Below are 14,238 nucleotides of genomic sequence, written 5' to 3' on the forward strand. Positions count from 1 at the left end.
TAATGACCTCCAAGGCGAGATGGCTAACGGGTGTAAGGGTTAGCGTGCGCGATCGTTAAAATAAGTTAATGGGAATTTTTAAATACACTTGCTGGTTGTTTTCCGCCGCTGGCATCTGCCCGGCGCGCATATTGACTTGCACCGATGGCAGTATCAGCCTCGGCATATCCAAGGTAGCGTCACGCTGGCGGCGCATGGCAACAAATTCGTCTTCGCTAACACCGTCGTGGACATGAACATTGCTCTGCCGCTGTTGCTTTACCGTGGTTTCATTGGCGTACTCGTCGCGGCCAGGCGCTTTATAGTCGTGACACATAAACAACCGGGTATCGTCTGGCAGGGCGAATACTTTCTGAATAGAGCGGTACAAGGTGCGGGCATTACCGCCGGGAAAATCACAGCGTGCGGTTCCATAGTCGGGCATAAAGAGGGTATCGCCGACAAAAGCAGCATTGCCAAATACATAGGTCATGCAGGCCGGCGTATGACCCGGTGTATGCAGGGCTTTGCCAGTTAGGGTGCCGACGTTAATCTCATCTCCATCCGCTAATAGCCGGTCAAACTGGCTGCCATCGCGCGCAAACTCGTTGCCTGAATTAAAGGCCTTGCCAAAAACCTGTTGTACTTCGGTAATATGCGCGCCAATGGCTAATGGCGCGTCGCTGTACTGCTGCAAATAAGGTGCAGCAGATAAATGATCGGCGTGTACATGAGTTTCCAGAATCCAATCAACGCTAAGCTTATGTTGTTGGATGTAGGCCAGTATGCGTTCGGCCGAGCGAGTCTCGGTGCGCCCGGCGGCATAATCAAAATCCAACACCGAATCGATAATGGCGCAGTGTGGCGATTGTGGATCCTGCACCACATAGCTGTAGGTGAAGGTAGGCTCATCGAAGAATGATGTAACGATGGGGTGCATGGAGCCTCCTAAATTCGATTTGGTTATTTCTTTATTCTTTAATTGAATATAACCAAGCTAGCATATAGGTGCGCTTGTGTCATGGGTCATTCGCCTTAATGGGTTCGAATGTCAGCCGTTACGCTAAAAAGGCATGCATAGTGAGGATAGTGTGTTTTTATCGATTTACGCCGAAGGGGTGAGTGTGTGGCGGACTTTGCGGCGTGTTTTTGCTGCATAGGGCTGGAGGTAAAGCCTGAATGGAGCAGGCTTTACCTTCCTAATAGCAAGTTTTGATAGGGCGAATTTTGATAAGCGAGCTTTGATGGGCCTGCTTATTAAAGCTCTCTGATCGATTGGCGCAGCATGGCGCGAATCTGGTTAACAATGGCCTGCTCTGTGTCTGCTTCATAACCTCGAATAGCGGGGGTATGAATATGGCCGACGGCGATATTGGTGTTTAGCTGTTGCGCCAATAATACTGCGCGATAGCTAATTTCATTGGATAAATAACCGCCGCCTGAGCCAGAAACCGATGTTTGCCCTGCCAGCTGAGCGAGGTCTTCCGCGGTAAATACGCCTTGTTCTAGCGTTTGCACCTCACGATTGTCGTTGATTTGCCAGCGTCCCTGAGCGCTTTGCATGGCTGCGACGGGCAGAGAAAACTCAACAAACTGTGGGCCGTTTAGGTCTTTACCATTTAGCTTAGGAGGCAATGGCTGTTGCTGGGTGGCGCCAGTGAAAACGTTGCGATTTCCAGGCGCCTCAGCACTACGGTTAAGGCCGGGATAACGCTCCAGATCGAACTGCTCGCGACCCATTGATACGGTGACCACCATATCGACCTGGTGCTCGGTTAAATAAGGCATTAACAAGCTTTCAATCATGCCTTGATCAAAGTCTTCAAAACGTACCGGAATCATAGCGGTTTCGATTTGTGCCGTGTGCCCATTGAGGGTTATCTGTTGGCCATCGAGCTGCAATGCTGCCAGGCCGGATGGGTTGGACTGATGCAAATAACGATCGAGAAAGAACGGATCAAAGCCGGTTACTAGAATGCGGATATCGCTGTCTTTGTGGTAGTGAATATCATCAATCCCGCGTGACGATTGCTCAAACTCTGCCAGCTGCTCAGTATTGATATTGTTTTGCTTTAACGCCCGACGCAGCCACAAGCGATTCCAATACAAAGGTCTATCATCGGCCTGCTGTTTGTTCACTGCAACGGCTTGCTGCCATAGCTGAGTGCCTGCTTGAACTGAAGTTAATTGCTGAGTATTTAGGGCTGTCAGCAATTGTTGGCTGGTGCTTTGTAAAGGTGACAATAGTGCTGGCTGTTCTGTCTCGACTGTCGCCACTCTTAACTCTTCTGGATCCAGTGAGGCGGCATGAGTATTTAGGCTGGCCAAAGCCAATAATGCAATCAGACGCATGGTGTTTTCTATTTGAGTGAAGGGTGTGCCGCAGAGTATCACAGCCTATTCGTGGCGGTTAATTAGCAGTTGGTCTGTAACGGCAAAGGGATAATCTATATGCGACCAGCGATGACTAAGCAGTAGATAAATGCCCATATCTGGCAGAAGGTGAAGACATAGAGCTGGGCGGCAGTGTTTGATACAGTCGTTAAAACTGTTTACCGACGTTAGAGAAAATGTATGTTAAGGCAAGTTGTCGCCAGTGATCTTGATTACTGTTTTGATATTGAATCCGTGGCTTATGGTGGTGATGAAGCGGCGAGTAGAGAAAAGATAGAGCGAAGGATACTGTCCTATCCTCAAGGTTTTTTTGTCTATGAAAAAGACGGCATGGTTGTTGGTTTTGTCAATTCTGGGGCAAGTAATGACGTGTCCATGTCTGACGATGAGTTTAAAGAACTGATTGGCCACGACCCAGACGGCCGATGTGCGGTGATTTTATCCTTAGCCGTGCACCCCGATTATCAACGCCAGGGCATTGCTGCAGAGCTGATGCACTATTTTGTTGAAAAAATGCTACATCAGAATAAGGCCGAGATTCACCTTATGTGTCAGCCAGAGCTTATGGAATATTATCGCCGCTTTGGTTTTCAATACGTCAAAGACTCAGGTTCACAGCACGGTGGCTTAAGTTGGAAAGAGATGAAACGGGTATTGCTGTAAAGACGGCTGCTTGTGAACAGATCTGGCTTTAATCGGGTTTGTTGCTGCTCGTGTATGGCCATGAGTGTTTGTTATTCAAATTTCCGCGCAAAAAACTCCGCCGGGATATCACGGCACTGGGGATAATGCTGCTGTGCCCACAATGCTAGCTGTTTAATCACTGGCAGCATTCCTTGGCCTTTGGCAGTGAGCTCATAGCGATAGCGCAGTGGCCGCTGTTGATAGGGGTGTTTTTCCACCAGGCCTTGTTCTAGCAATCGTTTTAGACGATTTGCCAAAATATTGCTGGGAATCTGCTCGGCACTGGCGCTGAACTCGTTATAGCGCGTTTTACCTTGCAGTAAATCGCGCACCACCAATAAGGTCCAGCGATCACCAATAATATCCAGCGCCTGAGCTAATGGGCAAATTTGAGTCTTGTTCATGGGGGTGATCATAAAACAGTGACTTTCAAATTGAAAGTTTGCTAGTCTCTAGTAACTTTAAATTTGCAAGTGAGTCGAGATGAACAGCCAGTTAGGTTCTCGCCGATGGAGTGAGCGCAGCCATGGGCTGATGAATGCTAAAGAAAAACGCCAACTCATCCACATGTTGATTCAAACGCAATTACACCAGTTCATGCAGCGCTGGCTTTACCAGCTAAAGCCTGCTGCCAAACGACGTTGGGTGGATCTTAACCAGCTCAAAGTGCCCGATACTGGCTGGATTAACGAGGTCGACGACTACATCAATGACCAGCAATCCACTGTAATGACGATGCACTGTCTACGTACTTGGGCATTTGGCTGGGTGGTAGGGCGTGCGTTTAAACTACCGTTCGATGACGAAGTACTGTACACCGCCAGTATGATGCATGATCTAGGATTAACCCCGGGGTGTCAGTCACAGCTCAATACAACTGCGTTTCAGGTGGTCGGAGCGCGTCAGGCGTACGAGTTATGTCAGCCGCGTTCGGTAAGTTTTGCCGAGCAAGTCTATGAGGCAATTAGCTTGCATTTAAACCCTTGGCTTAAACGTTCAGCTCACAGTGATGAAGCATTTCTGCTAAAAACGGGTGCCCATATGGATGTAATCGGGGCCTATCATTTCTGGCTCACGCCGGTTGAGCAGGATACTATTCATCGGCGTTATCCGCGCACTGGCTTTGCCGAGGAGGTTAAAGCCAGTATGCATCAGTTGCCTCATCATCCGTGTAGTCATGCTGGTGTGTTAAATGCGTTGGGGTTTCCCTCTTTAGTGGATAAAAATCCACTGAACCAAACCTAGGAATCAAACCATGCGAGCCACATTGCGACAGAAAATCATTGACGTTTGCAGCAAGAAAATCGAGCAAAAGGGCGACAGCGTGAACGTATCTTTTTATGCCTTTTTTGCTAATAAGAACACAGATCCTGAGCTGCTGATGGAAGCCGCTCGCTGGTGGATTGAAACCCATAGGTTGGATCACTTTGAAAAGGCTATTAAGATCCGCCAGATGGTCAATGATGGCTTGTAAAAGGAATATTGCCGAATTACCGGGGGATGCGTACCGTGGTCGAGTCAACCTGATTCAGGCATGTTTTATGCCGGGTGGCGGTGAGGTTCTGCTAAGTATCGGCAGCGTACTGAAATCCTTTGAGAAAAAACAAAAAAAGCCGGGCTATGACCCGGCTCTTTTATAATAGGCAATACAGTAATCGAAATTACATTAACGGCCGTAAATGTGCTCGATGCTGTTAAAAGATCCATCTTTAATCAGCTTTTGTGCTGCCTGCTGCAGCGCTTTTACGATTTGTTTATCGGTGTCTTTGTTGATGGCTAAGTACAAAGGAACGGTTTTAAACGTCAGTAACTTTTCTACATCAATATCACCGACGTCGGATGCCGTGTAAGGACCCGCCAGCTCATCAGACACCCACAGGTCAATTTGTCCCAGTTCTAAACGACGAGGATTTTGTGCGTCTTCTATAATGACAGAAACGTTGAAACCATTTTCTATTAAATAGTTGGTTCTGACGTCACCTTTGTAACCACCAATCTCATACTTCTTAGCATCTTCTAATGACTTAAGTTTGATGCCGGAGCCGGGTTTGGCAAATAAGGCCCATCCGGTATTAGTCAAAGGTCCGACCCATTCGAACCAGTTTTCACGCTCTTCTGTGCGAGCGGCGCAAAAAATGCCGTGATTGGCTTTACGCTTGACTCGTTCTAAGCCAGAACTCCAGTTGCGAAGTTTAATTTTCACCTCGTAAGGTACTTCTTCCGCGAGGCGCTTGACCATTTGTGTGCACAGCCCCGTAATGTCATCAGCATCATGGGCAAAAGGATGACCATCCAGAGTCATGTGGTATGGCGGGAATTGCTCTGTGAAAAAGTAAAGTTTCTCCGCTGCTTGGGTGTGGCAGGCCAGGAACATGGCTGTGATGGCGAACAGTTTTTTCATACCAGGGTCATCTCCGCTGTGCAGTTGCTTATTGTGCTGGCTCGACTGCTTGTTAGTGATAAGCAGTCACACAATGTAAGGGATCGTTATCGACGCGGATTGTACTAGCTACACAGCATTTCGCCAGAGGCTATTAGCGAGGATTACTGGTACGCTTGTAACTATTAAGACAACTGTAGCTATTGAGACATAGGCTGTCTTAGTAATCCCGTTTAGGTATATTTACTCTTGCTGTTGGGTTGGTTTTGCGTCGGTCTGTGGATGGTGCTTAGTCATAGCCGGTCGAGCCAGCCAAAGGAAATGGCTGTTTTTGTCAGATGTCTGTCGCCAGTCAAACTCAGATGTATCGTATGGACATGGTTTGTGCAGTAAACCAACATATTTTGCCGCCTAGTTAGAGGCGACATGATCACCGTCACTATGCAGCTATCAATGTGTCATTACTGTATTTTTTGCAAGTGGCGGTAACGGTGTCACTTCAGCTCAAAAATTACGCGAAATATTACGCTGATGGCGTAGTCGGTGGAGTTAAATTTGCGCAAAGTTATATGGCTGTTTAGGTTCGAAGCCAGGCATTGTTTGTGTAAAACTTCGCTATTATCGCCAAGTGTTGTTGACATACTCGTTATATTTAGTAATGTCGCGCCCTTTTTAGTCAGAGCCCCTTTATATGGCATTCTTTAAGCGTTCAGAAAGAGTCAATAGGCTATGGCTAGCCACCCTTATAGTCGCAATTATAGTGATAATTGTCATTTGCGTGTGTTTTACTTCACAGCCGCAGAATGTGCACACAGTTCAAGACAGTGTGGAGCATAGTTACCAGCGGACACCGGAACAATCCCGTCAATGGATTCGTACTCAGACCGATTTAGATAAGCAGTATGAGTCGTCAAGTCAAGAGTTGCTGATGAGTGATAAGAAACTCTTGAATCAAATCAGAGAAGTAGAGTCTCAGGAAAAATCAGAGTGAAGGAAAGGATGAGTAGTGTGATGCATCGTATTGGAGCTAAGAAGATAACTCTATTTGCTCTGGTAGCAAGTCTGTTCTCTGTAATCGTGCATGCGGACGTTATAGAAAATCTGGAAGGTGATGCTGTAAATAATCAGGGTGTTTTGACGTATTCAGTACCTCTGGCTTTACCATCAAGTATTCATGATATACAACCAGACTTGATGCTGAATTATTCTCAAAGCTCGCCTATTGGTAATGTAGGACTCGGGTTTTCAATTCAACTATCAAGCAGTATCAGTCGTTGTTCTGAGAGACCCATTTATACCGGCGTCTATGGTGGTCTCGATAGTGGAATATCGACTAGATACTGCCTTGATGGTCAGCCATTGAAGAAGATGTCCGATGGCAAGCTAAAAAAGTTTATTGATGATAATAGTATTATCGATATTAAGTCAGGAAGCTATGGCAACCCTCTTAGTTGGAGAGTTCGAGACGGTAGTGGTTACACCTATACGTATGACCGAAAAACAGAAGGAAATTTCGTTACTTCTCGCTGGTTGCTAACAGAAAAATCTGATGTGTTTGGCAATAAAGTAACGTTCGAATACAACAGTAGTGACGAAATACTAGCGATATCTTACCCAGGTTATCGTATCGATGTTGTACGAGGGCATCAATCAGGACTCGCGCCTGTATACCAAGAAGGAAAGGAAGTAGATGCTGCAAAGCTGATCGAGTCATTACAGATATCGCGCTCAAATAACGATGTTTTGTATTCCTACAAATTCACATACGAAAGTGCTAAATCTTATAAGGGTGTATCTGGTTATCGTCTTAGTGAGCTCAAGAAGTGTTATCGGGGTTCTGAGTGTACCCGACCTTTAACATTCTCCTATCAAAATTTCCCTCAGCCATCCATCGTTGACACGACAGTAGCTGATTTAAATCTTATTCCAGATAGCGTTATTGATTCTCTACATTTTTCGAACGACGACGATGCTGGTCCGTTAGCAGCTACATTGACTGTGTTTACCGTTGAACTTGACGGCGAAGCGGGCGATGAACTTTGCTTTTATACGCGTCAGGATAGTTTGGCTTGCGCTAGCGCAGCATCTCCAGGACGTGTAGAAGAGCTGGCTTCTGGGTTTGGCTACACCCCTGAAGCTGCTGATGATTTTCGCCAGTTGAACTTCATAGATTTGAATGCCGATAATCATCCAGACTTGTGTGTTGTAACATCAGGTGTGGTCAAATGTGCCCTTTATTCTTCTGCAAGCCGCCGCTTCGGTGCCCCATCAGTATGGCTTAATGGCATAGATTCCGATAGCTACTTTCAATTTGTAGACTTGAATCGGGATGGTAAGAGCGACTTTTGTAGTGCGAATAAAGAGGGCGATACGCTGAGCTGTGTTGCCAGTAATGGAGGAAGTTTTTCAGTTCAAATTACTAACTTCTCTGGTGATTTCAAGACTATCAAGCTTTACTCCTACGTGTCGCATTCAAGTGGTGGAGGTCCTAATGGTGATGGTAATATAGAGAACCATTATACCTTAGGTACTTATCGAAAGTTCCCTGCTATGGTTGCGGATGTCAATGGCGATGCAAATGCTGACGTCTGTTCAATCGATGAGACCGGGAGGCTTTCTTGTAAACTTTTGCATTATGCTGGATCAAGTGAGCTCGAGCCTACAGGTCAGATCCTGGCATCTTCTGATCCCCTGTACCTGGTTGTTGAGCGAGAAAAAGATCGTAAAAAAACAGTTGAGCATAAGCGCGATTACAATAATACCGTAACTCAATCTTTACGGTTTGTTGATGTTAACGCCGATGGTCTATTGGATTACTGCTTTGTGGCCGAAGCAGAATACCATTGCTCCTTCAATGCCGGAACTCGGTTCCTTCCAAGTGTAACAATGCTTGACCTGAATGATAGAGAAGAGCATCTCGATGTTTTGGTTGCTTCCTCTCACTTCATTGATATTAACTCTGATGGATATCCTGATTTCTGTAGTAAGTTAACCGGTGCTCATTACTGTGCGTATAACCAAGGTAAGCAATTTTCTGCGTTGGAAAAGCGTCTAGAGTGGGTTCAAGGTGCGAGCCTTTACAGTGCTAAGCAAGAAGTATTTACCAATTGGTTGCGTGCTAGGTTTGACGAGTCCAGTAAATTCATCCATTCGGTCGCTTTAGGCGTATCATCAAACCCGATATTGGCAAGTGACGTAACAGGTGACAATGCGCCTGACTTGTGTGTAAGGACCATTGATGGACTTGATTGCTTCTCGGTAGAGCAATCACAACCACAAGGACTTCTATCCAAAGTAGAGACGCCATTTGGATCAGAAACACGGTTCACTTATGTATCATCTTCCTCCCCTATAGTCACTGATAGCACGATACCTGCGCCAGGATATTTGCTGAGTAGTATGGTTGTTGATAGTGGTATAGATGATCTTTCCGGTGGCAAAGTATTCAGAAACATCGAATACCGGTATGCCGGTCATCAGCGTGAACCTGTCTCTGGTGTCATGGGTTTTAGAGAGATATCGCGCATCGATACCGAGAGTGGTCGTGAAGTGCGATCGGAGTACTATACCTCTGGCCTTCTTATGGGTAGAGAAAAGTCTATTCAGACACGAGTAGGCCAGCGCTTAATTCAGCAGGTTGATCATGAATTGAAGGTTCATGAGGCCGATGGCATATTCCGAATTGACACTGTGAGCACCAGATCACGTGAGTATGACCCTGGTACAGGTGGGTTAGTCGTTGATAAAAAATCATCCTTTTCCGATATTGATCAGTTTGGATTCGCCAGAACGACAAGAGAAACTAAGGCAGTTGACACAGAAACGTTAACAGTTACTACTAATGCAACATATTGGCATAACCAAGCCCAGTGGGTGCTTGGGAAGCCTAAATCCGTCTCTGTACTACATTCTTTGAATGGAGAGTCAGCTGTTACGCGGACAACAGAATACGAGTACAACTCTAATGGCAGTTTGAAGCAACAGGTGATTGAGCCGGATGCGTCAATGAAGCAAACGGTCGACTATGAATATTACGGCAACGGTACTGTTGCAACCAAAAGTGTCATAGGCCTAGTTAATAACCGCGACGTACAGACCCGATCGACACACTACCAATACGATAGTTTAGGTCGTATGACCCACTCGACTAATGCGCTAGGTATGACAGAGCGTTTTGAATATGGGCGATGCGGTGTAGAAAGGCAGTTCAATGCTGCGGGCAAGCTGGCTATTACAACTGAGTATTCTAATGCTTGTCGGAAGATCAGAGAAAAATATATTGATGGTAGCTGGGTTGCTTACCAGCCTATTTGGAATCGTAGTCAGAATGAATCGCCAGAAAACTCCGCGCATGTATCGCAGGCTATTGTTGAAGTCATTACAACTAAAGCGGATGGTCAGCGATCTGTAAGCTATTTGGATCGACTTGGTAGAGATATTCGTAGTCGAAGTCGGCTATCTAGAACCTCCGTTTCTGAATTGACAACGGACATTATAGTATTTAAACAGTTTGATCATCTTGGGCGGGTAACCGCTGTATCGAGCCCTATAAAACAGAACAATAGTAGTTCAGCATACGCACACTGGAACTTTACAAAGTACGATCGTTTCGGTCGCGTATCTGAAGCGCAAAGCTCGGTCGGCGATGATCAGCTGCGCATAACATCCTTTTCATATGATAGGTCAACTACGCGTCAGTGGTATTCTGATTATGAGAAGCAGACAACCACTAATGTATTAGGCGACATAGCGCAAGTCGAGGAAGACGGAAAGACATTAACGAAGGAATTTTACAGTGATGGTTCACTGAAAAGAACGTTACTACAGGGACACGAAGTGTCGTTTTTGCAATACGATGCCCGTGGTAATAAAACGCTGATGCGTGATACTTCTTCCGGGGAATGGCAATATCGATTTAACTCTTTTGGTGAGTTGTATTGGCAAAAAGATGCCAATGGCAATATTACTCATATTTCCTATGATAAAGGTGGCCGTAAAATAGCCGAACAGCGTACAGAAGGAGCAAGCTTTTGGTCCTATTATACCGCTGGGAGTGGCATTGGAAAGTTGCAGCGAGCACAAGGTGTAGATGCAACTCGAGAGTATCAATATGATTCCCTTGGACGCCTATCTGAAGAGGCGTTGATTGTAGATGGGCATACATTCCACACGGGTTATCGCTATGATGGTATTGGGCGTCAATCCCAGATTCGATATAACCAGGGAGGGAAAATGGAAACTCCTATTTCTCTTGGTTATAACGCAGCAGGTCCTTTGCAAACAGTATCAGTACCAGCGGGTAGTTTAGAGTTATTTGATAAAGAGCAGTTGCAGGAAGAATACGATGCCATGTTGGCTGAGTTGGCCACTCTTGATCAGCTAATTCAAAATGCATTGCGCCGTGTAGAACAGCATGAAAAGCAGTCACTGTACTTCAGTCAGCTGGGATTCAGCTTTAGCCAAAGAAAAGGTAATGCTAGCGTCATCGCTGGAAAAATCTTTGCTCAAGCAGAAAAGCATGCCGTAGAAGCAGCTAAAAACCGGGCGTTGTATGAGCAGTTCATGAAAAAATCTCAACAGTATACGGGTGAGACTGCACTGAAGAAGTACTCATATAAAGGCCTGTCAGCTGATGGTTTGAATCATGTCTTTAGTTATAAGTACTGCGCCAAAAAAGTCGACCGTATAATTTTTGAACGATGTGGTAAGACCAAGTCGCATGAATTTCGGGTTTCTCTAAGTGAGATGCAGGCTTACGGTGAATTGCAGACTCACAAAAAAGTGTGTTCGGCCAATATTGAGTTGTATGCATATCATCCTAAGAGAGGCTGGTATCGTGATTCCAGTGTTTCTCGAGGTAAACAAATCGGTACCAAGGAAGAGCGGGATCATAGAGGCCGTTTGGTGACGGTTCCAGTTTATGAAGGCTGTAAAGAAACAGAGCTTACGTTTTCACCCGTAGCGGTATTCGAACGTATTGCCAATCATTACCAGGAAATGGCAGACGAGCAAGATCGTCTGGCGCTCAGTCAAAGTGGTGATGCTGATGATGTTATCTGGGATTCCAGTAAACAGATGTGGCGTGCTCCTTCTGGTCGATACATAAGTGCTGGAAATGAAAAGCCAATTATTACCAACGCTATATTGTATGTTGCTGGTCCAGGAGGCTTGCCGATTGTATTGCCTAACAAGAGATCGAAGCTTGTTTGCAGCTTGGGTGGTTGTCGAAGAGACTATCAGTTTGCTTACCACCAAAAAAATCCAAGCTTGCAGAATATGGTGGAGCACTTTAATACACAGGCTAACCACTACCGGACTCTGGCAAAAGATGAATTGGTAAAAGCGTCGGAGTTACATAATTCGATCGCAGATAGCAGTGAAAAAAAGGGGGCCTTAGAGGAGGTTCTTAGCGCTTTTGAAACAAATATTAATATTCTAGGCAAAGAGCGAATGCTGCAGCGGGTATCCGACGAGCAGCGTGCCCTAACGAACAGTAATGAACAACTTGTCATCTGGAAGGCATTGAACTGGAACGCTAACGGCCAGCTCCAGTCTGAGTTGTATGGTAATGGGGTTATTACTCATCGCCAGTTTGACCCTGCCAGCCAAGCTTTGGTTTCTATCAGTACTATTGCACCTGGGAACAAAAAACTATCGGACTTTAGTTTTGAATATGATCTGCGTGGTCAGCTGGTGCGCTCCTTTGATGAGCATAATATGGATGAGAGTACCTATCGCTACGATAATGGTCAGCTCGTCAGCTGGAGTCGCAGTAGCTTTCGCTTACAGGAATCATCGAACTACTCCTACGATGAATTTGGCAACATCAATCACAAAAACTCAGAATACAGTGACGCACAAAACCCGTTTAGAAATGCATCGATGGTGCAGGATGACAAAGGTTTTGTTACTAGTGATGGGCGGCGCCAGTATAGTTGGAACAGCTTCGGTAAGATTCAGACGGTAAGTCAAGGGTCAGGAGAGGCCAGCTCTATATCATTTAGCTACGACGCAGATTTGAAGCGTGTTAAACGATCAGTTGCACAAGGTGCTGTTTACTACGTTGCACCAGGGTACGAGATATTCGTCGGCCATGATGGTATCAATGAACATCGAGTTCATATTCGTAACGGTAACGATACGGTTGCTACCTGGAAACGTATCGAACGGCAAACTCAGCTGCAATCTGTGTATGAGAAGGCGATTCAGGCTAGTCAGCAAAATGAAACAGAGTTTGTTTCTTTCTATCACAGGGATCATCAAGGTACTGGGACCATCATCACTGGTTCGAAAGCAGAGGTGTTGAAAGAGCGTTACTTCTCACCTTATGGAGAGACCTTGAGGCCTCGGCCATTGTATGAACCGACGGCTTCAATTCTACCGCCGTTAGGGCTGCAGGAGTCGACGGAGCGCTGGTTAAAAGAACGTCCAGGGTTTAAGGAAACCTATCGGGTATTAAGCAGCGAGGAGAATGCTAATAGGTTTCAGGAAAATATCGCCAGCGTGGAGCGCGACTGGAGCAGTGACGAAAATATCAAATTGCTGGCGAACGTGCTGACTATTAATAGTGTGACAGATAGCCTTCGCGGCTACACCGGCCATGAAGAGGTTGAGTTTGGTCTGATACATATGAATGGGCGGATCTATGACCCTACGATGAAGCGATTTATGACGCCTGATTCGCTTGTGCCAGATGCAAACAAGCCAATGGCTTACAATCGCTATGCGTATGTTTACAATAATCCGGTTAATTATACTGATCCAAGTGGCCACAGTGCATGGGCGATTGCTGCGGCAGCAATGTACTATGTAACCGCCAATGTGTATTCCGATAGCCAATTCCATCATGCGCTGTCGTCAGCATTGTTGATGGCAGCCACTGCTGGTAGTGGAAGCACTGTGGCTGGCAGCATGGCTCATGCTGCTGGTATGAGCCTAGTAATGTCCTTTGCGCAAAGTGGCCGTATTGGTGGTCAGGAGCTTCAAAGTGCCATGTTTGCGGGTTTATCTGCGGGGGTTGCCAATGAAATTGGTACTCTGATGAAAAGCTCTCATTGGAGCTATAAGGTATTAGCTCATGGCGTTGCCCAGGGAACAATTGGCTGGGCCCGAAGGGGGAGCTTTGCCAGCAACTTTGCTTCTGGTGCTGCTGGTCATTTGGCAGGAGCGGCGATGCAAGGGCTAGGCATAGCCCAAGGATCAGACTTGTCAGATCGATTGGGCCGCACTGGTGTGGCCGCAGTGTTTGGTGGCTTAGCGTCTGAGGCAACGGGCGGTAGTTTTGCCCGAGGAGCAGCTGTGGCGGCGGTGGTGCATTTGTATAATGAGGAGCAGCATCGTAATACGAGGGCCAATCGACGAAAGATGCTAAGACGCGTATCTGAAACAACATCACTTGATGGCGCGTTTCACGAGTATAAAATTAGCGGCCTTATCTGCTATGAAACTGCTTCGGGCTGTAATTCTGAGTACGCTGACTTGGTGTATAGGCATGTCAATGCGAATGATATTCCGTTTAGTAACGATGATCTTACTGCCGGGTTTCACGTGATAGGGCCACTCAATGACCCAATTACTCATGTGCAAATTCTATCAACTAGGACAAGTGTTAATATTGCTGAATATGGACATTTTTTCTATCCAGGGACCGTTACGCATCAAGTGCACTTCAGAGATGGTGGCTTGTATTATGATTTGACTGGTGTAGGGAATGGTGATTTCCCATGGTTAAATAATCGCATTGGGGTGTTCCTGTTTAAACCTGGTGTTTTGAATACTCTAAATAAATTTGGGTTCTAAAG

9 protein-coding genes are annotated in these 14,238 nt (G+C 46.1%); 5 read left to right on the forward strand and 4 right to left on the reverse strand.

All coding sequences use genetic code 11. The features are described 5' to 3' along the window. Positions 1-55: 55 nt before the first annotated feature. Together AC55FS_RS06380 and AC55FS_RS06385 are read right to left on the reverse strand one after the other, a co-directional pair. Entirely contained in the window at positions 56-919 is an 864-nt protein-coding gene (locus AC55FS_RS06380; RefSeq protein ID WP_496935240.1) for an MBL fold metallo-hydrolase, read from the reverse strand. A 317-nt stretch (positions 920-1,236) separates the two neighbouring features. Beyond that, on the reverse strand, positions 1,237-2,331 hold the full coding sequence (locus AC55FS_RS06385) for a pyroglutamyl-peptidase I (protein WP_496935241.1): 1,095 nt from the start codon (positions 2,329-2,331) through the stop codon (positions 1,237-1,239). 222 nt (positions 2,332-2,553) lie between these two features. Between AC55FS_RS06385 and AC55FS_RS06390 the strand changes: the two genes are divergently transcribed. Next, entirely contained in the window at positions 2,554-3,036 is a 483-nt protein-coding gene (locus AC55FS_RS06390) for a GNAT family N-acetyltransferase (protein ID WP_496935242.1), read from the forward strand. 71 nt (positions 3,037-3,107) lie between these two features. On the opposite strand, the gene AC55FS_RS06395 is transcribed toward AC55FS_RS06390, so the two are convergent. Then, a complete protein-coding gene (locus tag AC55FS_RS06395; protein WP_496935243.1) occupies positions 3,108-3,461 on the reverse strand; it encodes a winged helix-turn-helix transcriptional regulator in 354 nt (117 codons plus the stop codon). Positions 3,462-3,540: 79 nt separating this feature from the next. Between AC55FS_RS06395 and AC55FS_RS06400 the strand changes: the two genes are divergently transcribed. From AC55FS_RS06400 to AC55FS_RS06410, 3 genes are read left to right on the forward strand one after another with little or no spacing between them, the layout of a single operon-like run. Beyond that, positions 3,541-4,302, forward strand: coding sequence for an HD domain-containing protein (locus tag AC55FS_RS06400; protein WP_496935244.1), 762 nt, complete (start codon positions 3,541-3,543; stop codon positions 4,300-4,302). 10 nt (positions 4,303-4,312) lie between these two features. Beyond that, a complete protein-coding gene (locus tag AC55FS_RS06405; protein ID WP_496935245.1) occupies positions 4,313-4,531 on the forward strand; it encodes a DUF6500 family protein in 219 nt (72 codons plus the stop codon). Beyond that, entirely contained in the window at positions 4,518-4,697 is a 180-nt protein-coding gene (locus tag AC55FS_RS06410; protein ID WP_496935246.1) for a hypothetical protein, read from the forward strand. The genes AC55FS_RS06405 and AC55FS_RS06410 overlap by 14 nt, the downstream gene beginning before the upstream one ends. Before the next feature lie 26 nt (positions 4,698-4,723). Here AC55FS_RS06410 and AC55FS_RS06415 read toward each other — a convergent pair whose 3' ends face one another. Then, on the reverse strand, positions 4,724-5,458 hold the full coding sequence (locus AC55FS_RS06415; protein ID WP_496935247.1) for a substrate-binding periplasmic protein: 735 nt from the start codon (positions 5,456-5,458) through the stop codon (positions 4,724-4,726). A gap of 990 nt (positions 5,459-6,448) precedes the next feature. On the opposite strand from AC55FS_RS06415, the gene AC55FS_RS06420 reads away from it, so the two are divergent. Next, on the forward strand, positions 6,449-14,236 hold the full coding sequence (locus AC55FS_RS06420; protein WP_496935951.1) for an RHS repeat-associated core domain-containing protein: 7,788 nt from the start codon (positions 6,449-6,451) through the stop codon (positions 14,234-14,236). Positions 14,237-14,238 lie beyond the last annotated feature (2 nt).

The organism is Bacterioplanes sp. CLAM21 (genome assembly GCF_059641015.1).